This is a genomic window from Marinobacter nitratireducens, from assembly GCF_000708045.1.
Lineage (GTDB): Bacteria > Pseudomonadota > Gammaproteobacteria > Pseudomonadales > Oleiphilaceae > Marinobacter > Marinobacter nitratireducens.
This window is the reverse complement of record NZ_ANIE01000009.1, coordinates 189,605-212,813: the sequence shown is the minus strand read 5'-3', so window position 1 is coordinate 212,813 and position 23,209 is coordinate 189,605. Positions and strand designations below refer to the sequence as shown.

General features: G+C 58.7%; 17 protein-coding genes. 6 read left to right on the top strand and 11 right to left on the bottom strand.

Annotated features, from left to right (window positions below; all coding sequences use genetic code 11):
- Positions 1-2: 2 nt before the first annotated feature.
- Positions 3-629: a histidine phosphatase family protein gene (locus tag D777_RS15045; protein ID WP_036133897.1), complete on the top strand. Its 627-nt coding sequence runs from the start codon at positions 3-5 to the stop codon at positions 627-629.
- Here the strand turns inward: D777_RS15045 and cobU are convergent.
- Positions 612-1,145, bottom strand: a complete 534-nt coding sequence (gene cobU, locus D777_RS15040; protein WP_036133895.1) for a bifunctional adenosylcobinamide kinase/adenosylcobinamide-phosphate guanylyltransferase — start codon at positions 1,143-1,145, stop codon at positions 612-614. The genes D777_RS15045 and cobU overlap by 18 nt on opposite strands.
- A gap of 239 nt (positions 1,146-1,384) precedes the next feature.
- Here cobU and D777_RS17710 point away from each other — a divergent pair, with 239 nt between their 5' ends.
- From D777_RS17710 to D777_RS15020, 4 genes are all read left to right on the top strand, one after another.
- Complete coding sequence (locus D777_RS17710) at positions 1,385-3,853, top strand: amidohydrolase family protein (RefSeq protein WP_051669131.1); 2,469 nt, start codon at positions 1,385-1,387, stop codon at positions 3,851-3,853.
- 73 nt (positions 3,854-3,926) lie between these two features.
- Entirely contained in the window at positions 3,927-6,935 is a 3,009-nt protein-coding gene (locus tag D777_RS15030; protein WP_081849577.1) for a parallel beta-helix domain-containing protein, read from the top strand.
- Between the two features lie 127 nt (positions 6,936-7,062).
- Entirely contained in the window at positions 7,063-8,940 is a 1,878-nt protein-coding gene (locus tag D777_RS15025) for a putative nucleotidyltransferase substrate binding domain-containing protein (protein WP_036133893.1), read from the top strand.
- Entirely contained in the window at positions 8,930-9,667 is a 738-nt protein-coding gene (locus D777_RS15020) for a 3'-5' exonuclease (RefSeq protein WP_036133892.1), read from the top strand. The genes D777_RS15025 and D777_RS15020 overlap by 11 nt, the downstream gene beginning before the upstream one ends.
- Here the strand turns inward: D777_RS15020 and msrB are convergent.
- The 5 genes from msrB to D777_RS14995 all read right to left on the bottom strand — a co-directional run bounded on the left by msrB (position 9,664) and on the right by D777_RS14995 (position 14,614).
- Positions 9,664-10,854, bottom strand: coding sequence for a peptide-methionine (R)-S-oxide reductase MsrB (gene msrB / locus D777_RS15015; protein ID WP_036133890.1), 1,191 nt, complete (start codon positions 10,852-10,854; stop codon positions 9,664-9,666). The genes D777_RS15020 and msrB overlap by 4 nt on opposite strands.
- Positions 10,855-10,953: 99 nt before the next feature.
- Positions 10,954-12,414, bottom strand: coding sequence for a sensor histidine kinase (locus D777_RS15010; RefSeq protein WP_036133887.1), 1,461 nt, complete (start codon positions 12,412-12,414; stop codon positions 10,954-10,956).
- A gap of 3 nt (positions 12,415-12,417) precedes the next feature.
- Complete coding sequence (locus tag D777_RS15005) at positions 12,418-13,119, bottom strand: response regulator transcription factor (RefSeq protein WP_036133885.1); 702 nt, start codon at positions 13,117-13,119, stop codon at positions 12,418-12,420.
- A 33-nt stretch (positions 13,120-13,152) separates the two neighbouring features.
- Positions 13,153-13,455, bottom strand: coding sequence for a hypothetical protein (locus D777_RS15000; RefSeq protein ID WP_051669130.1), 303 nt, complete (start codon positions 13,453-13,455; stop codon positions 13,153-13,155).
- A 181-nt stretch (positions 13,456-13,636) separates the two neighbouring features.
- Complete coding sequence (locus D777_RS14995) at positions 13,637-14,614, bottom strand: NAD(P)H-dependent flavin oxidoreductase (RefSeq protein WP_036133883.1); 978 nt, start codon at positions 14,612-14,614, stop codon at positions 13,637-13,639.
- 55 nt (positions 14,615-14,669) lie between these two features.
- On the opposite strand from D777_RS14995, the gene D777_RS14990 reads away from it, so the two are divergent.
- Complete coding sequence (locus D777_RS14990) at positions 14,670-15,251, top strand: QsdR family transcriptional regulator (RefSeq protein ID WP_036133881.1); 582 nt, start codon at positions 14,670-14,672, stop codon at positions 15,249-15,251.
- Between the two features lie 144 nt (positions 15,252-15,395).
- On the opposite strand, the gene D777_RS14985 is transcribed toward D777_RS14990, so the two are convergent.
- The 5 genes from D777_RS14985 to D777_RS14965 all read right to left on the bottom strand — a co-directional run bounded on the left by D777_RS14985 (position 15,396) and on the right by D777_RS14965 (position 23,122).
- Entirely contained in the window at positions 15,396-16,811 is a 1,416-nt protein-coding gene (locus D777_RS14985; RefSeq protein WP_036133879.1) for an aldehyde dehydrogenase family protein, read from the bottom strand.
- Positions 16,812-16,821: 10 nt separating this feature from the next.
- The gene (locus D777_RS14980; RefSeq protein ID WP_036133877.1) at positions 16,822-17,928 is read right to left on the bottom strand and encodes a zinc-binding dehydrogenase; all 1,107 of its coding nucleotides are present in this window, start codon (positions 17,926-17,928) and stop codon (positions 16,822-16,824) included.
- A 31-nt stretch (positions 17,929-17,959) separates the two neighbouring features.
- Complete coding sequence (locus D777_RS14975; protein ID WP_036133876.1) at positions 17,960-19,762, bottom strand: acyl-CoA dehydrogenase; 1,803 nt, start codon at positions 19,760-19,762, stop codon at positions 17,960-17,962.
- A gap of 16 nt (positions 19,763-19,778) precedes the next feature.
- Positions 19,779-20,963 carry an acetyl-CoA C-acyltransferase gene (locus D777_RS14970; RefSeq protein WP_036133874.1) on the bottom strand — a complete coding sequence of 395 codons (1,185 nt, stop codon included), beginning with the start codon at positions 20,961-20,963 and terminating at the stop codon, positions 19,779-19,781.
- A 62-nt stretch (positions 20,964-21,025) separates the two neighbouring features.
- On the bottom strand, positions 21,026-23,122 hold the full coding sequence (locus D777_RS14965; RefSeq protein ID WP_036133872.1) for a 3-hydroxyacyl-CoA dehydrogenase NAD-binding domain-containing protein: 2,097 nt from the start codon (positions 23,120-23,122) through the stop codon (positions 21,026-21,028).
- Between the last annotated feature and the right edge of the window lie 87 nt (positions 23,123-23,209).

Genomic DNA, 23,209 nt, shown 5'->3' with positions numbered 1-23,209 from the left:
GTATGACCAACGACCTGAGTACCACGATGATCGACCTGATTCGCCACGGAGAACCCGAAGGCGGGCAGAAATTTCGCGGCAGTCTGGACGATCCTCTGAGTGAACTGGGATGGCAACAGATGCGATCCGCCATCCGTGAGACAGACCGCTGGGACGCCATCGTCAGCTCACCAATGCAGCGTTGCCGGTATTTTGCCGAGGACTTGGCCGGTCAGCAGGACATTCCACTGCACATTGAAGAAGATCTACGGGAAATCGGTTTCGGTGCCTGGGAAGGCCTGACCGCAGAGGCCATCAACGAACGCTTTGGTGATCAGCTTGCTCGCTTCTGGGCCGATCCGGTGGGCTTCACTCCACCGGAGGGTGAGCCTGTGAGTGACTTCCGGGATCGGGTCGTTCGGGGCTTCCGGCACTGGCAGACAGAACTGGCAGGCAAACGGGTTCTCGTTGTGTGCCACGGCGGCGTGATCCGGATGGTGCTCGGCGATGTACTGGGTGTCCCCCTGGAGCGCTCGTTCGCCAGTGTCTCAGTACCCTACGCCAACCGCAGCCGTATTCGGGTCGATCGGTCACGGCATGGCGAGTTTCGGAGCCTACTGAGCCACTTTTCATCAGACTTGCTTCGGTAAGTGTCCTTTGAGGGCCATGGGCAACCCGGCGATACTCATCACAACCCGACCGCAACGCTGGGCGAGATCCTGATTTAGCCACCCCAGCTCATCGCAAAACCGTCGGGTAAGGGCATCCATCCCGATGGTTCCAAGCCCCACTTCGTTGCTGACAATCACGACCTGGCCAGGGTAGTTCTCCAATGCCCTCAGAAAGCTTTGCCGCTCTGCCCGAAAGATGTCGTCACCTGCAAGCAACAGGTTGCTGAGCCACAGACTCATGCAATCCACCAGCAGCATGGGCGGATAGTTCTGCCGCCCCATTTGAGTAATGACATGGCCGAGGTGCACCGGTTCTTCCGCCAGGCCCCAAGCTTTCGGACGCCCTTGCTTGTGGCGCTGGATCCGTTCGGCCATCTCCTGGTCGCCGGCCGTGGCAGTCGCCACATACACCACATCCACACCCGCAACTCTCGCCAGTCGCTCTGCCAATCCTGTTTTTCCCGAACGGATTCCGCCCAACACCAATGTGTGCATCTTCGCCAAGTCTCTATCTCCGGAGCGTGGAAACGGGATGCTGACTGAAACGCCGGGGGCTCGCAAATTCCGGCCAATGTGACGTGCATCACGTTTTTAGAACATACGACAGGATGTCACGTTTGGAACCAAATCCGGGTTCTTCACGTTACTGACATCACGACAACAAGAAAGCACCTCTAAAACAAAAAAACGTTGGCCCCTGGTATGCGCCAACCAGTCCAAACCGAGGTAACAATATGACCAGTCCGATCCGGCCAGGAAGCCATAAGGCCCTGGCCTCAATTTTTATCGCCGCGACCCTGAGTCTTCCCGGCTGCATGGAAAGCAGCCAGGATAGTGCGCCAGAACAGGCGGAAGAAACAAGTTCTGCACAACAACCTCCGGGTACCATTCAGGCTGACAAACAGATCGACCAGACCCGTTACAACGTCGCCAATCAATGCTACCTGCTGGAATCCAACGGCCAGTATCTCAATGCCGACGCCCAGGCAGGCCGCTACGGAGTCACAGCGGACCGTGCGAGTGCCACCCCGTTCTACCTGCGCCCCACGGCGCTTGGCTCTTACTTGCTGGTCACCGATTATCGCCGCAATTCCGGTGAAATCGGGGAGTTCGATATGCTTGGCATCAGCGATCCGGCAGGTGAATTTCTCGACGACACCGGTACTTTCATCGGCGAGGTCAGCTACCTGGTTGCCGGCCTGGGCGACACCACCAATGTGGTGCTGGATCCGATAGCCCCGCTGGGCAGTGCCGTCAGAGCCATAGGCGAAAGCCTGGAATTCCTCGGTGATCAACTCGCGGAGACGGATGTAAACCCGGCGCTGTCCATGCTGGCCCAGCCCAGCGATCTCGGCGTCTGGCAGCTCAACAATGTGGATGGCGATCGTTTCTCCCTGGTCTCTCAGGTAACGGGTCTGTTACTGGGCGTTCGGGATAACCAGCTGACTCTCGTTTCGCCCTCCTTGGCGGACGACAGCAATCAGTTCGAGCTGACCAAAACGACCGGCTGCCCCGGCTACCCTGAAGCCGAACTCAGTGCGGAAGTTCTGGACAAGCAAGGGCCCGCCAATTACCTGAAAGAGGTGGATCGCTTCCGCAACATTCAGGGAATCGATCAGGACGATGTGTTTGGTTTCGTCGACACGCACTCCCACGTTTCGGCATACGAATTTATTGGTGGACGGATCAATTACGGTGCACCTTTCCATCGTTTTGGCGTTACCCACGCGCTGAAAGACTGCGAGGCCAATCATGGTCCCTGGGGCGCCACCGGATTCGTCGAACTGGCAACCACCGGTATCGGTCTGCACGACACACAAGGCTGGCCCAGCTTCAATGATTGGCCCCGCAATAATTCTCTGCAACACCACCAGAGCTATTACCGCTGGCTCGAACGTGCTCACCTTTCGGGGATGAAGATTCTGGTGAACCATCTTGTTCACAACGAAGTACTTTGCGCCATCAATCCCCAGAAGCAGAACGACTGCGACCCCATGGAAGCGATCCTGCTGCAGATTCAGCGCATGTACGAAATGCAGGATTACATCGACGCCCAGCATGGCGGCCCCGGTGAGGGCTGGTTCCAGATCGTGACCAGCCCGGGCCAGGCTCGCGAGGTGATTGGTGATGGCAAGCTGGCCGTCGTGCTCGGGATCGAGATGTCCAAGGTGTTCCGCTGCGGAGAATTTCAGGGCGTGGCCGAATGTACCCGCGAGGAAATCGTTGAACGCCTCGACAAGATGTACCAGCTCGGCGTGCGGAACATCTTCCCCGTCCACAAGTTTGATAATGCCTTCGGCGGCCACCTGCCGGATCTGTCCAGCGGTGTCGGTATCGGAGCCGTCCTGTACGGCGGAAACATGCTGGAGACAGGCCATCCTGTGGAGTTCGAGCAATGCCCGGAGGAAGTGGAGTACACCGGTTATGAACCAGACCAGAACGCCACCCTGCAGCCGTTCGGTCTGGTGGACCAACTGCTGTACCAGATTGATTACCTGGGTGATCGTTTTCCGGAAACGCCGGAAGAACTGGCGGATATGGATCCGCGCCGCGGCACCGATCAGCTCTGTAACCGCCGAGGCCTGAGCGACCTGGGCGACTTCCTCATCCAGGAACTGATTCGCCGCAAGATGATGATCGAGACCGATCACATCAGCCGCAAGGCCGCAGCCCGTATTCTCGCCCTTACCGAGCCCCTGGACTATCCGGTGATCAACAGCCACGGCGGCTGGGGCGGCACCGAAGCACTCCGGGACCGGATTGCCGCCCAGGGTGGTATCACCTCATCGTTCGGCGCTACCCGCGGCGACTGGGTCGACAAGCTGACCCGTAATGGGCACCGCCCGAGGAACGATCGCTTCAAAGTTGGTCCATTTGGCGGCTCAGGATTTGCCTCCGACGTTAACGGCATTGCCCAGCTGGCGTCCAACCCCGGCACCCCCGAACAGGAAGCCGGACTGTATCCCTTCACTTCCATTGACGGTCGCGTGCGTTTCGACAAGCAACGCACCGGCGATCGGGAGTTCGGCCTTTATGATGGCCGCGGTGTTGCCCATTACGGGCTCTACCCCGACCAGATTGCCGACATGATCCGCAACAGCGATCGGGATCCGGCACAAATCGACGATGCCGTGAATCAGCTCTTCACCTCTGCAGAAGCTTACCTGCGAATGTGGGAGCGGATTGAAAACGCGCCACTGTAATTCTGTCCACAACAACAATAAATCCAATGCTCACCCCACGGTGAGCATCGGAGCAGCAAGGAGCAACACTCTCATGTTCCAAAAACACGTACCTACAGGTCGTTCTCCGCTATCCAAGCGATCAGCGGCCACCCTCGCACTGGCCATGGCCATACCTCTGTTTGCCGGCTGCCTCGGAGACAGTGGCGGGGACTCTGCCGCCTCTGCCGTTGCCAACGGCGCCCCGCCTGAAAATACGCCGCCTCAGGATCGCTTCAGCGACGGCCGGGTATTCCGGGTCGACCCCGGAGAATCCGCCACCAGCGACATGGTCGGTGCCATGATCCAGCTCAGACCGGGGGACACACTGGAATTCGGCTGTGGCTTTATCGAGCTTGAACACGGTCTCCTTATCCAGGCCACCGAAGACGTGTTGATCAAAGGCTGCGGCAAGGACGAAACGGTGCTGTCTTTCCGCAACAGCGATAACGTCACGGGTCTTGAAGCCCTCAACGTACGTGGCATCACCGTTCAGGATCTGACCATCGCAGACTCCCCGGGGGATGCCTTCAAACTGAAGGGCGTCAAGTGGGGCACCCTGCTCAATGTCCGGGCCATCTGGTCCGGGGGCGGCGCGCCCATCACTGCAGACAACTACAGCGAGCGCCTGAACGTGGCCTGTACCAACCCGCCACTCAACGAAGGCGACCCGACGCCAGACTATATCCCAAGCTCTGCCAGTGGCCGCTATGGCATCTACCCGGTGGAATCGGAGAACATCCTGGTGGATAACTCCGAATCCGTGGGTGCGTCGGATGCGGGCATCTACGTGGGCCAGACAAACACTGCGATCATCCGCAACAGCCGGGCCGTGTACAACGTCATGGGCTTCGAGATCGAGAACGTCCAGGGCGGCGAGTACGACAGCAACCTGGCCGAGTGCAACACGGGCGGCTTCCTGATCTATGATCTGGAAAACATCACCCAGTATGGCGACACCTCGGTGATGCTCAACAACATCGCCCGTAACAACAACACCTATAACTTCGCCCACAGCGGGCTGGTGTCGGCGGTGCCACGGGGCACCGGTTTTATCACCCTCGGCTACGACAACATCGAGGTGGTGAACAATACCTTTGAAGATCACAGCACCGCCGCGGTGATCTATACCAGCTATGAGCTGATCGATGGTAAGGATAAAACCGCGGACAAGAAGCTCGATCCCTACACCGAAGGCCTGCATATTCACGACAACGTGATGCGCAATTCCGGCTACGACCTGCCGCCGCCAAACTATGAAAAGGTGCTGCTCGAAGGCCAGGTGGAAACCGTGCTCCCGACTCTGATCGGTCTCAAGAATGTGACCAATCCCGGCAAGGGAGCTCACATCGTCTGGGACGGTCTGCGCGATGACCTGGACGCCGACTGCCCTTACCCGGTGGACGCCAATGGCCAGCCCGTACCCTCGGATGAGAATGGCAAACCCATCCACACCAACCAGCATCCGAACCCGTCCTGCCATTACAACGCGTACAAGTTCGACAGCAACGCTGAACGCAAACTGCCTCAGTGGGGGTCCTGCTTTAACAACAACCAATTCTCGGACGACAGCCAGGCTTACATGAACTTCCATGGCACCGAGGGCCTGGAACTGGTTCTCGCCGCAGCCGAGCAGGACACCAGCATACTCACACTCGAGGGCATGCAAACCGTGCTCGAGGGTCTTGATGGCGCCATTGCAGACACCGACGCGTCGGTACACGACTGCCAGGCCCGCTTCGGTGAACTGTTACCGGCGCTGCCCAGGGTCACCATTCCGCCCTTCGAGCCCAGCGGTTCGATCGATCCGGCGCCCAGTGAAGATTATGTGAACCGGGTATGCAGCAAGAAAATGAAGCCCGGCGCGGTGAATCGCGAGGCACTGGCACTGAACTGCCCGACTCTGGACCAGTACAACCTGTTTGCCGATCCCACCAATCCGCGCAGCACGCCTCATGAGGGCGGCGTACCCTACGTGCTGAACAGCAAACTGTTCTCCGACTACGCCACCAAATATCGGGTTGCGTTCGTACCGCCGGGCACCAAAGCCGTGTATGTAGACGGTCAGAATGGCGGGAACCTCAATGACGCGATTTATTTCCCGACCGGGACCGTCATTGCCAAAACCTTTGCCTTCACCGACGAGAGTGCGGGAACCGAGGAGATGGTAGAAACACGCCTGCTGATCAAACGAGTCAGCGAGAGCGGCAAAGCGTTCTGGGATGGCCTGACCTACATCTGGGAACAGGACACCGACGGACAACCCGTTGCCAGGCTCGCCATGGGAGGTGGAACCCGCGCCGTTAGCTGGCACTATCAGGACCCTACCACCGGCGAATTGCTGGCCGGCTCAACCGACGCTTATGCCATCCCCAATGCCAACCAGTGCATCACCTGCCACAGCAACGATGATGTGGAATCCGGGTCGGCCCCCATCGGTCCCAAACCCCGTAACCTGAACCGGGCCTATGCGCCTGAATCCTCGTTTATGGGTGCCAGTGGTCAGGGCGGTTTCCCGGCAGTGAATCAGCTCAAATACTGGGTCGACCAGGGCATACTTACCAATGTGCCGACACTGGAGCTGGATGGCGCCGGCATTGCCACCAACATCGAGCGCTTGCCACACTGGAACCTGCCGGGTGACAGCGGTGAAGCCGCCGGCTCCGATGCCGATGTAGAAGCTCGCCTGCGCGCCTATCTGGAGGTGAACTGCCAGCACTGCCACAACGACCGGGGAGCAGCTTCCAACACCGGATACTACCTGGACCACTACCGCAATGTGGATGCGGGCTATGGCATCTGCAAGAAGCCAACGGCCACTGGCGGCGGCTCCTGCGGACGACAGCATATTGTGGTTCCCGGTGATGCTGACAGCTCCATTGTCGCCTGCCGGGTTGCTGATGAAAGCGATCCTCAGCGCCGCATGCCACCCATCGCCCGCAGCGTGGCCCATGAGGAGGGAGTGGAACTGCTGACCTACTGGATAAACAACGTGGTCGACACCGGGTACGACAACGGCGATGCCTGTGGCAACCAGAGCATTTTCCAGTCACTGAATCAGTAAATCCCGCATTTATGACCGGGGCGGCCTATGGGCCGCCCCTTCTTCATGGTCAGTCCTGCCACCTGTTGCTATAGTCCTTGATTACTATCACGTTTTGGATTCCAGCCATTGCTGCGCAGGGAGAATCATGCAGGCCGAGCTCATCGACATTCGCAACCACATGGCCCAATACCCGCCCTTTGACGAGATGCCGGAAGAACTGCTCGACAAGGTCGTGGAAAGCATCGAGGTGGAATACTTCCGGGCCGGCACCCCGATTCTTGACCTGGGGGACCCGAATACCTGGCTCTTCTATATCCGCAGCGGTGCCGTGGAACTGTTCCGGCGCTCGGGAGAACTCTACAACCGGGTGGGAGAAGGTGACATTTTTGGCCAGATTGGTCTGCTGATGAACCGGAAAGTGCGATTCCCGGCCAAGGCCCTTGAGGACACACTGACCTACCGTATTCCCAGCGAAACCTTCCAGTACCTGTTCGAAAACGACGACAACTTCGCCGATTTCGTCGAAATCGAGGACCACTCCCGGTTGCGATCGGCACTCTCCCGCCGGGAAAAGTCCAACGACCTGATGACCGCCCGGGTCACCCGCCTGATCGCGCGAAAACCCATATCCGCGCCATCCACCGTACGCCTCCAGGAAGCGGCCCGAATCATGACGGATCAGGGTGTTTCCGCATTGCTGCTGATGGATGAGGAAGGCGACAAACCCCTGTTGCACGGCATCATTACCGACCGGGACCTGCGAACCCGTGCCGTCACCGAAGCCCTGCCTTCAGAAACACCGATCAGCGACATCATGTCGGAGGGGCTGATCACCATCAAATCCACCGCGTTCATTTTCGAAGCCATGCTCACCATGCTGCACAACAATGTGCACCACCTGCCGGTGATGGAAAAGGACGAGGTACGGGGCGTGATCGCACTGTCCGATATCGTCAAATATGAGAGCCAGAGCAGTCTCTACCTGGTCAGCAACATCTACCACCAGCAGAACGTCAAAGGCCTGAAGAAAATCAGCCGGGATGTCCGGGACAGCTTCGTCCGGATGGTGAACGAGGATGCCAACTCCCACATGATTGGCAGCGCCATGGCCGGTATCGGCAGAAGCTTCACCCAGCGGCTGCTGGAGCTGGGCGAGGAGAAGCTCGGGCCACCGCCGGTACCGTACTGTTTCTTGGGGCTGGGCTCTATGGCCCGGGATGAGCAGCTCGTGGTGACCGATCAGGACAACGCCATGATCCTCGACGACAGCTTTGTGCCAGAGGAACACGATGCCTATTTCCTGGCCCTGGCAAAGTTCGTCAGTGACGGTTTGGCGGAATGCGGCTACAAATATTGCACCGGCGATATTATGGCCACCAATCCGAAGTGGCGACAGCCGCTGAAGGTATGGAAAGAGTATTTCACCGACTGGATCGAGAACCCCAAGGCGGAAGCCCTGCTTAACAGCAACATCTTCTTCGATCTGGACGGCATTCACGGCAATATCCGCTTCGCCGACGAACTGAAGGCGCTGGTGGCGGAGCGAGCCAGCAACAGCCAGCGCTTTTTGACCCTGCTGGCACGCAACGCCCTGAACCGGACACCGCCCCTCGGCTTCTTCCGCACGTTTGTGCTTGAGGAAGACGGCCAACACCGGAAGACATTCAACCTCAAGCGTCGGGGGACCGCGCCGTTGTCCGATCTGATCCGCGTTCACGCCCTGGCTTGCGGCTCGCGGGCCCAGAATTCGTTCGACCGGCTGTCCGCCATTGCTAAAACCAAGCTGATCATTGAAGAAGACCTGGAGAACCTCCAGGATGCGCTCGAGTTCATTTCCATTGTCCGCATCCGCCATCAGGCTCTGGCGATCGAAGAGGGTCGTGAACCGGACAACAACGTTCGTCCGGAAGATCTTTCCCCCTTCGAACGCAATCACCTGAAAGACGCGTTCCAGATTGTCAGCAACGCCCAGAAGTTTCTCCGCTTCCGATACAACGCCGGGGTAGGCCGGAATGTCCAGTAAGAAATCAACGGATCTCCAACCCCAGGACCAGGTTCCAACGGATTGGCCGGCCCGATATCAAGCCCTGGCGCTCGAATCCCGGCATCCGTTGCTGAAAGCCTTCTACCAGGCGGGCTGCGTTTCGGCAGACACACCCATGTCGGACGTGCCGTTAATTGCCATGGATTTTGAAACGACAGGGCTGGATGCAAACCAGCATTCAATCGTTAGCGTTGGCCTGGTGCCCTTTACACTCAAAGGCATCCAGCTTGGGCGGGCGCGGCACTGGGTGGTTCGGCCGAAGCTGCCCTTGCATCAGACGTCCATCGAGATTCATGGCATTACCCACAGCGACATCGATGACGCACCCGACATGTCCGAAATCCTGGATGAGATGTTCAGCATGCTCAACGGCCGGATTCCCGTCGTGCACTATCGTGATATTGAGCGGAGATTTCTGGATGTCGCTCTCAAGTGGCGACTGGGGGAGGGCATTCGCTTCCCAGTGTTGGATACCATGGCCATTGAGGCTCACCTTCACCCGAACCGCAGGCCCACACGCTGGCAACAGTGGATGGGAAAAAAGCCGGTATCCATCCGCCTTGCGGACAGCCGGGGGCGTTATGGCCTGCCCCACTATGCTGCCCACAATGCCCTGATGGACGCCGCGGCGACGGCGGAACTGTTACAGGCACAAATCCACCATCACTTCAGTCCCGACACTCCGATCGGTGACCTCTGGCTTTAGTTGCCTCCGGTCACCTCAGGGATGTAATCCCCATACCCCTCAGACTCCATATCCTCCAGCGGGATGAAGCGCATGGCAGCGGAATTCATGCAGTAACGCAGTCCCGTCGGGGCGGGACCATCATTGAAGACATGCCCCAGGTGCGAATCGGCGTAACGGCTTCGAACCTCCACGCGACTCATGAACAGCGTGTTGTCCTCATGCTCGGTAACCGCATCCGGTGAAATCGGCCTGGTAAAGCTGGGCCAGCCGGTGCCGGACTTATATTTGTCCCGGGATGAAAACAGCGGCTCTCCGGAGACCACGTCCACATACAACCCTGCCTTCTTGTTGTCCCAGTAGGTGTTGCTGAAGGCACGCTCGGTGGCATCTTCCTGAGTCACCTCATACTGGAGCTCCGTCAGCTTTGCCTTGAGGGCTTTTGACGATGGTTTCTGAAAGCTGGCCGGATCGAACCCCATGCCGGAACTCTTCATGCCCTCGTTTTTCTGGCCATCATCCTCCATACCAGACGGCATATACGGCGTGAAGTCGAGCTCGTAGTCCTCACCATACACTTTCTCAATAAACTGGTAGCGGCCAGAGTTGAAGGTGTAGAACTTGTACCGAATCGGATTCTTCTTGTAGTAATCCTGATGGTATTCCTCAGCCGGGTAGAAGCTCTTGAAAGGCACTATCTCGATGACCACAGGCTTCTCGTACAGCCCGGATGCCTGGAGCTTCTTCTTCGCCGCTTCTGCGATACGCTTCTGTTCTGGATTGTGATAGAAGATGGCCGGTCGATATTGCTGGCCGCGATCCACGAACTGTCCGTTGGCGTCGGTGGGGTCCATGATTCTCCAAAGCCCCTGTACCAGCCCCTCGTAGGTGATCTTGGTGGGGTCATAATAGATCTGGGCCGCCTCCGTATGACCGGTGCTGCCCGACGACACCTGCTTGTAGCTCGGATTCGTCTCATCGCCACCGGAGTAGCCTGAAACCACCTCAATTACGCCAGGCACTTTCTCAAAGCCGGCCTCGACACACCAGAAACAACCACCCGCAAAGGTCGCCACCTTGAGGTTGGGATCGTCCGGGGCGTATCGGCTTCTTTCCTGGTGGTTGTCCGCCGTCGCGAAAGCCGTTCCCAGCACGCCGGCAATCACCAGCAACAGGGCCGACCCAATAACCATGATGTTGCGTTTCATAACACATCTCCTGTGACAGATTTCGTTACTGTCAGGGTATCGTCTGTGATTCACGAAAACGTTTATGGTTTCTTACGAATCTATAACGGGATGGATTATTCAGGCCAGCGGCAACCAGACCCGGAATTCCGCCCCGCCAGAGGTCCGGTTACGGGCTTCGATCCAGCCACCCTGAAGCTCGGCCATACGCTGGGCGATCGCCAGCCCCAGGCCTGCGTGACCGGAGCCCTGGCGGCCCGGCGCCTGATAGAAAGGTTCAAACAAATGCTCCAGGTCTTCTTTGCGAATTCCCGGTCCCGAATCCGACACCAGAATCTCGCCCCCATCATTCACGGGCCGGACACTGACGTTCACCGCGCCATTCTCCGGTGAGTGGCGAACCGCATTGCTGATCAGGTTATCGAGTATGCGCTCAACCATTGCGATGTCGGCCTGGATCATGACTGGCTCGGCCTGTGAAATCCCCAGATTGACCGATGCCTCCTCAGCGCCCGGGCGGTGTTTCTGGACCACATCATGCACAAGTTCAGCTATGAGGAAAGGCTCGGGCGATGGCTGCTTTTCCCGGGCATCCAACGCGGCCAGCTCGAACAATTCCCCCACCAGGGTGCCCAGCCGGTGGGTTTCTGCCAGTGCTACCTCGGTAAATCTGGACCGTTCCTCTGGCGAGAGGGTTTGCTGTTTCAGCTTGAGTGCTTCGAGATAACCCTGGATCGATGCCAGGGGCGTTCTCAGATCATGGGAGACCTGCGCCACCAGTTGCCGCCGCTGTTGATCCTTGTCTTTGAGCAGTTCGAGTTGCGCGGCAATGCGACGGGCCATCTGGTCGAAGCGAACGGTCAGATAATCGATGTCGTCACCCCGCACGGTCACCGGCTCGACCTCCGGCTGCTCACCCGCCTCAAAATGTTCAACCCGAGCGGTCAGGACAGACAGCCGCCGGGTAAGCAACCGAAAGTAGACCAGGCCGCCAAGCAAGCCAACGATGAGGCTCACCAACAGCGCCCCTGCCCCCATCTGCATCAGACGATCACTATGCACCATGCTCTCGGCCAGATCGTACTCCTCGCCCCGCAAGACCACATAGAGATAGCCATCCGGCTGGCCCTGAAAGGGCACGGTGGTCACCGAGAAGACCTTACGGCGATCATGGCTGCGGGGGTCGTCCCCCGGCACGGGGAAAGCATCCGGATGCGCCATTAAGGTCTGGATTGGTTCCAGCGATACCCGGTTTCGTTTTATTTTATCGGGATCCGCAGAATAGGAGAGGATCCGGCCGTCCCGGTCCAGCAGATAGATCTCGATGCTGGGATTGATGTTCATGTACAGCGCGAACAACTGCTTCAGGGCATCCCGGTTAAGCCGGTTATCGGTGATCAGGTTACGGTCGGATACCAGGTTGCTGGCCAGGTCCCGATTCAGTTCCTGATTGATGGCAGCGGTGTATTCCCGCACTGAGTACAGGCTGAGCACGGTAAACAGGGCACCAACAGTTACCAGCAACAAGAACAGCCCGAGGGCCAGGCGGGCATAAAGGGTGCGGAACAGGGAAAGGGTCATGGTCTAGTCCATAAACCGGTAGCCGACACCCCAAACGGTCTGCACGAATCGGGGATTGGCAGGGTCTGCTTCGATTTTGTTGCGAAGCCGGTTGATGTGGGTATTCACGGTGTGTTCATAGCCCTCATGGTTGTACCCCCAGACCGCATCAAGCAGCTGTGCACGACTGAACACCCGACCACGATGACGGGCGAAGTGCCACAGCAACTCAAATTCCCGGGCGGTGAGTTCCACTTCCTGGTCATCCACAAACACCCGGCGTCGCACCGGATCGATGCGCAGGCCATCGACAACGACCTCCTCTTCCTGTGCGGGCTCGGGTGCCCTTGAATCCAGAGCATCCACCCGCCGGAACAACGCTTTTATCCTGGCCGCCAGCTCAGCCACGCTGAATGGCTTGGTGAGGTAGTCGTCGGCGCCCATCTCCAGCCCCAGAACCCGGTCAAGTTCGGTGCTTTTTGCCGTGAGCATCAAGACCGGAACATAACCGGGGCTGGAACGGATTTCACGACAGACAGACAGGCCATCCATGCCGGGCAGCATCAGATCCAGGATGACCAGATCAATGCCGCCCTCACGGAAACGATCCAGTCCGGTATCACCGCGGGGTATTAGGACCGCCTGCATCCCCAGGTCCGCGACCTGCATACGGACCAGTTCCCCGATGCCGGGATTGTCCTCGATGATGAGTACTGTTCGGGTCATGGGTGACTGTCTCTGCCTCTGTGCCGGTGGTGGTCACATCTTGTCGTCGTCGGATTTCATCATGCCGCTGTCGTCCATGGGCTTTTTCATGTCGTCCATACCGTCCGAGCCCATGGCATCGTCCTTCATACCGTGCCCCATGTCTCCAGCCATGTCATCTTTCGCCATGCCGTGATCCGACATCTTGTCATCAGACATGTCCATTTCAGACATGGAGTCTTCCATCATGGTGTCGTCCTTCATCATGCCGTCATCGTCTTTCATATCGCCGGCAACGGCAAATGAGCCCATCAGGGCCATGCAGGCTACAGTCAGCATTCGGGTCATGTGTCGCATCGTGATCTCTCCGTATTATCAGGTTATGGCCGGCCGTTTGTTGCCGGCGACACCAACAGCCTGACAAAGCCCCGTCACGGCAGATTCACGAACACATAGAGAGTGTATAGCGGAATTATCACAGAACTGTCACGCCAGCCCCATAAGGACGGAGGCAAGCGTGACGTCATAGGGAAGGACGTTACGCCAGAAAACCGGAAAGCCGCTCCCGGACAATGGCATCAGCCTCGGACATGATCCGGCTGATCAGCTCGTCGCAGCTGGGGATATCGTGAATCAGGCCAGCTACCATACCGCAGCTCCAGGCAGCCTCATCCATCTTGCCTTCCTGAAGCACCAGGCGGCCTTTGACACCCGTCACCAGATGACGGATATCGTCGATGGTTTCCGCTTCGCCTTTCTCCTTCTCGATGCGGATGATTTCCTGCACTGCCGCGTTGTCCATCACCCGCTCGGTGTTACGCAGGTTGCGCATGATCAGGCGGGTCTGGCGCTCGTCGGCCTCGACAATGGCCTGTTTGACGTTATCGTGGATTGGCGCATCTTGGGTGGCGAGGAAGCGGGTCCCCATATTCATGCCTTCCGCCCCGAGTGCCATGGCTGCGACCAGGCTGCGACCATCGGCCATCCCTCCGGAAGCGACAAACGGAATCTTCAGTTCTTCCGCGGCCCGGGGCAACAGAATGAAATTGGGAATGTCGTCCTCACCGGGGTGGCCACCGCACTCGAAGCCATCCACACTGACCGCATCACAACCGATCGTTTCCGCCTTCAGGGCATGGCGCACCGACGTACACTTGTGGATAACCTTGATACCCGCACTCTTGAGCCGCTCCATATACTGCTCTGGACTGCGGCCGGCGGTCTCAACCGCTTTTACACCGCCCTCGATGATGGCATCGATGTATTCCGGATACGGCGGTGCCTTGAAGGAAGGCAGGAAGGTCAGATTCACCCCGAACGGGCTGTCGGTCATGGTCTGGCAACGGGCAATTTCCCGGGCCAGGTCTTCCGGGGTCGGCTGGGTAAGGCCGGTAATCATGCCCAGACCGCCCGCGTTGGAGACCGCTGACGCCAGTTCTGCATAGCCGACATGATGCATGCCTCCCTGAATAATCGGGTGGCGAATTCCGAACAGCTCGGTAATACGGGTCTTCATAGCGGCATTCCTTTTTTGTCGTTAAAATGAGTTGAAACGAGGGCACGAGGTTTCAGTGGCAGAACAGACAACAACAAGAGCAACCCCCGCCGACGCGTTCAAACGGGCCCGCCGTATGTGGCTCAAGGGTGAACGAATTCATCTCGCGTCCCTGTCCGACGAGCTCAACATTGGTCGTGCCACGCTGTTCCGCTGGGTTGGCAACAAGGACCTCCTGATCGGTGAGGTTCTGTGGTCACTTTATGAACCCGTGCGATTGCAAGCTCTGTCCTCAACACCGGGACAAGGCGTCGATTTCGTGGTCGGCGTTTATCGCCAGATCAACTCAACCATTCTCCATTTCGAGCCCCTGCGTCGATTCATCAATCAGGATCCCGAATACGCCCTGCGCATCCTGACCTCGTCCCAATCGACCCTTCACAGCCGAACGGTTGAAGCCAACACCCGGACCCTTCGGGATCAGGTCGCCTCCGGTTACATCGATCCTCCGATGAATATCGAAAGCCTGTCGTACTTCATGGTCCGCCTGGCCGAGTCCTGCCTCTACAGCGACATCATCGGTGGGAGGGAACCACGGGACGAAGAACTGGAAGACGCCTGCACGGCGGTCCGAATTCTCCTTGGCGGAAAGGCCTGAGGAGCGACCTGCCATAGTCGATTCAGGCTGGGGGTGGGGTGCCTTTTCTGCCGGGAAAAAATGTCTGAGCACAGCGAGTTGTTTTTCCCAGAAGAAAAGGCACCCCACCCCCAGCCTAGCCCCCAGACCGATCAAACTCCTGGTTTAGAGCTGTAGGGAGCGGACTTCCAGGAATTCTTCGAGGCCCCATTTTCCGAATTCGCGGCCGAGGCCGGAGTGTCCGAAGCCGCCGAACGGCGCCAGCGGGTTGAAGGCACCGCCGTTGACGGTGACCTGGCCGGTTCTCAGTTTTCCTGCCACTTTTTTGGCTTTGGCGTCGTCTGCGGACCAGACCGCGCCGGACAGACCGTATTGAGTACCGTTGGCGATGCGGATGGCTTCTGCTTCATCCGTGTAGGGAATCACGCACAGCACGGGGCCGAAGATTTCTTCCTGGGCGATGCGGCTGTCGGGTTTGACGTTGCCGAATACGGTCGCTTTGACGAAGTAACCTTTGTCGCAGCCTTCCGGTGCTTCTGGTCCGCCAGCCACAAGGGTGGCGCCTTCTTCGATGCCGAGTTTGATGTAGTCGATGACTTTGTCACGCTGCTGGGCGGAGGCCAACGGGCCGAGGCGGGTGGTTTCCTCCAGCGGGTTGCCCGGGGTCATTTTGGCCACGGCGGCAGCCGCCAGTTCGCAGGCTTCATCGTGTTTGTCTGCGGGAACCAGCATCCGTGTCAGTGCGGTGCAGGTCTGGCCGGAGTTGAGCAGGCAGTTGTTGACGGTGCCTTTGACGGCGACGCCCAGGTCGGCATCCGGCAGGATAACCGAGGCGGATTTTCCGCCCATTTCTAGGGCGATGCGCTTGAAGTCATCGGCCGCGGCATGGGCAATAAGGTGGCCGGTTCGGGTCGAACCAGTGAACGACACCATGCGCACGTCCGGGTGTTTGATCAGGGTGTCGCCCACAGTGTGGCCTTCGCCGCACACGAGGTTGAAGACGCCTTTGGGCAGGTCGGTGCCATCCAGGATGTCCGCCAGAATGTAGGCGCTCTGCGGGGCGATTTCTGACGGCTTCAGCACCACGGTGCAGCCCGCAGCGATGGCCGGGACGATTTTCAGGATGACCTGATGCAACGGATAGTTCCAGGGCGTGATGCAACCCACCACGCCAACCGGGGCGTACTGCACTTCGGAATTGCCGGAGGTTTCGGTGAACGGAAAGTCCGGCAGCATCTTCAGGTAGGTTTTGGTGACGGCTGCCGGCATACCGGCCTGGATTGGGACGGCCAGTTTGATGGGCATGCCCACTTCCCGACAGATAGCCTGGGCGATTTCGCCGCCGCGTTCTTTAAGCCCAGCATGCAGTTGCTCGAGTACCTTGAGTCGGTCCTCCAGGGTGCTTTCTGACCAGCTCTCAAACGCTGCGTCAGCGGCAGCAATGGCCTGTTCCATTTCATCGCGGCCGGAGGCCGGTACACGGGCGATCACCTCGCCTGTGCCGGACTCATGGACATCAATGGTTTCGCCCTGCCAGGCCACCCATTGGCCGTTGATGTAATTCTTGCTCAGATTATTCATTGCGTTCTCCTCACTCGAATACGATAACGCCACGGGCGTTCTTGCCGGCCACCATATCATCGAAAGCCTGGGCGGCTTCCTCTATGGGATAGGTGCGGGTGACGAGTTCATCCAATTTCAGTTTGCCGGCCTTGTACAGGCCCAGAATCCGGGGAAAATCGTGCTGGGGACGGGCGGACCCGAGCCAACTGCCCTTGAGGGTACGTTCATCGGCAGGCAGGGTCAGGGTCGTCAGCGAGGTCTTGTCTTTGGGATCAGCAACACCGACAACCACGGCGGTACCACCACGCCCCAGGCATTTGTAGGCCTGTTCCACAACGGGGCCGGCACCGACGCATTCAAACGCATAATCGACACCGCCGCTCATTTTCTTCACCGTCTTGGCGGCATCGTCCACGTCGTTGATGTTCACAGTATGGGTAGCACCGAATTCCTTCGCCATTTCCAGCTTCTTCGGGTTGCTGTCGACCGCCACGATCATTTCCGCACCGGCAGTGGCACAGCCCTGGATGGCATTGAGACCAACGCCACCAATGCCGAAGACCGCCGCACGCGAACCCGGCTCCAGCTGAGCAGTATTGAACACGGCACCGACTCCCGTCATCACGGCACAGCCAACCAACGCCGCATTCTGCATGGGCACGGTTTCATCCACTTTCACACAGTTGTCCACATGCATGGTGGCGTATTCCGCCATCACGCCGCAGGCACCGAACACATTCAACGGCTCACCGTTGGCGTCCTTGGTGCGAACTGTCCCGTCCGGCAGGGTGAACATCGCTTTACGGGCGTTTTCACACAACACGGGACGACCACGAACACACTGCCGGCATTTGCCGCACATGGAGATGAAGGAACTCACCACATGGTCACCTTCCTGGAAGTCGGTGACACCCTCACCCACTTCCACAACCACGCCGGCGGCCTCATGGCCGAGCACCAGGGGAGGTGGGTACTGAATCTTACCGGTGGTGGCAGACAGATCGCTGTGGCAGACACCACAGGCAGCAACCTTGATCGTGACTTCACCCCGCTTGGGGCTCTCGACGGTAATGGTCTCGACGTGAACGGGTTGCCCCCATTCGCGGCAGACCACGGCCCTGGCTTTTCTGTCCATTGTTATTTTGCTCCCGTGTTAGAGAATCTCGTCAGAATTGTTCGTCGGCCATGTCCAGTGCGGTGGTATCAACACTCTTGAGGAGATCGGCCGTGGTGACCACCGAAGGCAGTTCGTAACGGGCGAAAAACTCGCAGGCCCTCAGTTTTCCTTCATAGAACTCGGCTGTCTGGCCACCGCTGCCGGCAAGGCCATCCAGCGCTTTCATGGCCTGGCGCAGCCAGAGCCAGCCCACCACCACGTGACCGAACGCGTCCAGATAAAGCGTAGCGTTGGCCAGTGCCTTTTCCACATCACCGCTGGCCTTGATGCGATTAATGGCCCCGGTGGCATCAGCCATGGCTTTCGCAGTCTGCTGCAGCCGGTTGGCGGAATCGACCAGCCGTTCATAGTGCCGAGCCTCGCCGATGGTCGTTTCAATCCGGTTCATCAGTTCGAGGTAAAAACGGCCACCCGCCATGGCGACCTTCCGGCCCAGCAGGTCCATGCCCTGAATGCCGTGGGTGCCCTCGTGGATCGGGTTCAGCCGGTTATCCCGGTAGAACTGTTCCACCGGGTATTCCCGGGTGTAGCCGTAACCGCCGTGAACCTGAATAGCGAGGCTGTTGGCTTCCAGGCAATACCGGGAAGGCCAGGACTTGATCAGCGGTGTGAGCAGGTCCAGCAGGCCTGCTGCCAGCTCACGGTCGGTATCTGTTGGACCGTGTTTTTTCTGGTCCACCAGCATTGAGCCCTCAAGACACAATGCCAGACCACCCTCCACGTATACCTTTTGCGCCAGTAACATACGACGGATATCCGCATGCTGTATCAACGGCACCTGGGGCGACTCCGGATTCTTGTCACCAACAGGGCGCCCCTGTCTGCGCTCACGCGCATACTCAAGGGCGTGCAGGTAGCCGGTGTAACCGAGCATGACGGAACCGAGGCCCACACCGATCCGGGCCTCATTCATCATGTGAAACATGGCGGCAAGGCCGTTGTTCGGTTCACCGACCAGATAGCCGACGGCACCGTCTTTTTCGCCGAAGTTGAGCATGGTGGACGTGGTACCGCGGTATCCCATCTTGTGGATCAGGCCAGCCAACGCCACATCATTTCGTTCACCGAGGCTGCCATCTTCATTCACCAGCTTTTTGGGTACCAGGAACAGGGAAATCCCGCGTACGCCCGGCGGGGCATCGGGCAGACGCGCCAGCACCATGTGAATGATGTTTTCACTCAGTTCATGATCGCCGGCGGAAATGAAGATCTTGTTGCCGAACAGCCGATAGCTACCGTCCGGCTGAGGTTCCGCCCGGGTCCTGAGATCCCCCAGGGAGGAACCGGAATGCGGTTCGGTCAGGCACATGGTGCCGAAGAAGCGCCCGGCCATCATGGGCTCGGCGTAACGCTTCTGCTGCTCTTCCGAACCCTGCACCATGATCAGGTTGGCGGCCGCAATGGTCAGCCCGGCATAGCCCTGAGTGCCCACGTTGGCGCCCTTGAGCAGGCCGACGCACATCTGTGCCACCGCCGCTGGGAGCTGCATGCCACCACGCTCGTAATCCTGGCTCGCCGCCATCAGGCCGGTTTCTTTCAGGACATCGAGCGCCTTGCCCACTTCCGGGCGCATGGTAACCCGGCCGTTTTCGAACCGGGGTTCCTCTTCATCCACCAGCCGGGCATGAGGCGCGAATTCTTCGGCAGCCACTTTCAGCGCCAGGTCCAGAGCCGCCTGCAGGGTGTCCCGGCTGTGATCGGCATAGCGGTCGTAGGCCAGGGTTTTCTCAACCTCATGGAGCTCGTATAGCTGGAACGCCAGGTCCTGGGGATTGATGATTTTCTGGGCCATGATCCGCTCCGCCGGTTTATACGATTTCGAACAATCCGGCAGCCCCCTGACCACCGCCGATACACATGGTGACCACAACATACTTGGCACCACGACGCTTGCCCTCAATCAGGGCATGGCCGGTGAGACGGGAACCGGTGACACCGTATGGGTGACCCACGGCGATGGAGCCACCATTCACGTTGAGCTTCTCCATCGGGATGCCCAGCCGATCCCGGCAGTAAACCACCTGGGAGGCGAACGCTTCGTTCAGTTCCCACAGATCGATGTCGTCCATCTTCAATCCGGTGCGTTCCAGCAGGCGTGGAATGGCGAAGACCGGACCAATACCCATTTCGTCCGGCTCACAGCCAGCGACAGCAAAACCGCGGAAAATGCCCATGGGTTCGATGTTGTTCTTTTCAGCGTAGGTGCTGTTCATCACCGTACAAACGGATGCCCCATCAGACAGCTGGGAGGCATTACCCGCCGTCACGAAGTTGCCTTCACCACGCACGGCATCCAGTCCCTGCAGACCTTCCAGGGTGGTGTTGGGGCGATTGCACTCGTCACGGTTCAGGGTGACCGCCTTTTCGCTGATCTCACCGGTTTCCTTGTCCTTCACCAGCATGGTGGCATCGTAGGGCACGATCTCGTCATCGAACTTGCCCGCTTCCTGGGCCGCCGCCGTACGCTGCTGGGACATCAGGGCGTACTCGTCCTGGGATTCCCGGCTCACACCATAGCGCTGTGCGACGATATCGGCCGTTTCAATCATCGACAGGTAAAGTTCCGGCTTGTTCTTCATCAGCCATTCGTTGGTGCCGTGGAAGCTGTTGAGCTTGTCGTTCTGCACCAGGGAAATCGACTCCACACCACCGGCGACGATGGCGGGAATCTGCTCTGAAATGACACGCTGGGACGCAATCGCAATGGACTGCAGTCCGGAAGAACAGAACCGGTTGATGGACATGCCGGCGGTGGTCACCGGCAAACCGGCGCGAATGGCTGCCAGGCGAGCCATGTTCTTACCCTGGGCACCCTCGTGGAAGGTAGCACCAAGGATGACATCTTCGACGATGTTCGGATCAATACCGGCACGCTCAACGGCGTGCTGGATCACGTGGCCTGCCAGGTCGACACTGTGGCTGTTGTTGAGCGCACCGCGATAGGATTTACCGAGGCCGGTACGGGCCGTGGAAACAATAACTGCATCAGACATGGTCGTGTCCTCTTTAAACGGGTTGGCTGCGGGGACTCACCCCGCAACGAATCAGTAAACGCTTACAGGTCGCCGAACTTCTTGCCTTCGGCTACCAGCTTCTCCAGCAGCGGGGACGGCTCCCACTGCTTGCCGCCAACCTCGTTGTGATACTTCTTCACCGCGTCCAGGATCTTGTCCAGACCGATTTGATCTGCCCAGAACATGGGGCCACCACGATAGGCGGGGAAGCCGTAGCCGTAGATCCAGGTGATATCAATATCCAGGGAACGGTAAGCGATGCCCTCGTCGAGGATCTTGGCGCCTTCGTTAACCATGACGTACATGCAGCGTTCGAGGATCTCCTGATCGGTGACCTCGCGGGCAGTGATTCCCTGTTCTTTACGAAACTCGGCGATGAGTTCATCAACCGCTGGATCCGGAATTGGCTTGCGGCTGCCTTCTTCATAGCGATAGGTTCCTGCCATGGTTTTCTGCCCCAGGCGACCTTGCTCTGCCAGTTTGTCCATCCAGCTAGGTGCAACATCTTCACCGGCCTTGCGGCGCTCCTGACGAATGCTGTAACCGATATCAATACCCGCCAGGTCACCCATGGCAAACTGACCCATCGGGAAGCCCAGGTCCGTCAGCACTTTGTCCACCTGCTGTGGCGTTGCGCCCTCGTCCACCAGGGACATAGCCTCGGCACCACGCTTGTGCAGCATACGGTTACCCACGAAGCCATGGCAGTTGCCCACCAGCACGCCAACTTTCTTGATGCGCTTGGCCAGTTGCATCGCAGTTGCCTTGACGTCATCAGCGGTCTTCTCGCCGCGCACAATCTCCAGCAGCTTCATCACGTTGGCCGGGCTGAAGAAGTGCAGACCAATTACATCTTCCGGGCGCTTGGTGGCGGAAGCGATCTCGTCGATATCCAGGGTGGAGGTGTTGGAAGCCAGGATGGCTCCCGGTTTACAGACTCCATCAAGCTGACCGAAGATGCTCTTCTTCACGTCCATCCGCTCGAACACGGCTTCAATGACCAGGTCCACGTCCGCAAAGTCGTTATAGCTGAGCGTGCCGGTAATCAGGCTCATGCGCTCTTCCACCTGCTCCATGGTCAGGCGGCCTTTCTTGGCGGTGTTCTCGTAGTTCTTGCGGATGATGGCCAGACCTTTATCCAGCGCTTCCTGCTTCACTTCCAGCAGGCGAACCGGGATGCCGACGTTGGCAAAGTTCATGGCAATACCGCCACCCATGGTGCCGGCACCGATCACGCCAACGGATTTGATGTCGCGGACCGGTGTGTCCTTGGCCAGTCCCGGTACCTTGGACACTTCACGCTCGGAGAAGAACGCGTGGATCAGGCCGGCACGCTGATCGGAGGCCATCAGTTCGGAGAACAGCTCGCGCTCCCGCTTCATGCCATCGGCAAACGACGCAGAGGTAAATGCGGCTTCAACGGCATCGGTGCACTTGAAAGGTGCGATCAGGCCACGGGCCTTTTTCTTCAGGCCTTCACGGAACTGTTCGAACACCGCACTGCCTTTCTCAGCCTCAAGCTTGTCACTCAGCTCACTCACCCGACGAACCGGCTTGCCTTCGGCAACCACCTTCTGTGCATAGGCCAGACCTTCGGCACGAACATCTTCGCTGCCGACCACTTCGTCGACGATACCCAGCTCTGCCGCCCTGGCGGCCGCCACAAAGTCACCCGTGGTAATCATTTCCAGAGCCTTCTGCGCGCCGGTCAGACGAGGCAGCCGCTGGGTGCCGCCGGCCCCGGGCAGCAGGCCCAGCTTTACTTCCGGCAGACCCACTTTGGCACTGGGCACGGCCACCCGGTAATGGCAGCCAAGCGCCACTTCCAGACCGCCACCCAGCGCGGTGCCGTGGATTGCAGCGACAACGGGCTTGTCGGTCGCTTCAATGTCATTGATCAGATCGGGCAGCGCCGGCTCCTGCAGGGGTTTTCCGAACTCCCGGATGTCCGCACCGGCAATAAAGGTACGGCCTTCACAGACGATCAGGAGAACCTTTGCATCTGCATCATCACGACCCTGCTGAATGGCAGACTGGATTCCGGATCGAACCGCATGACCCAGCGCGTTCACCGGCGGGTAATTTACGGTGATCACACCAACGCTTTGTTCACGGGAATAAGTTACAACTTCCGACATAGAGCCTCCTCTGATGTTCCGGGGCGGCGGGCCTGACCAAGGGCTCTGGCACAGCCAGGGCACAACTGAACATTCCGCCACTTATGA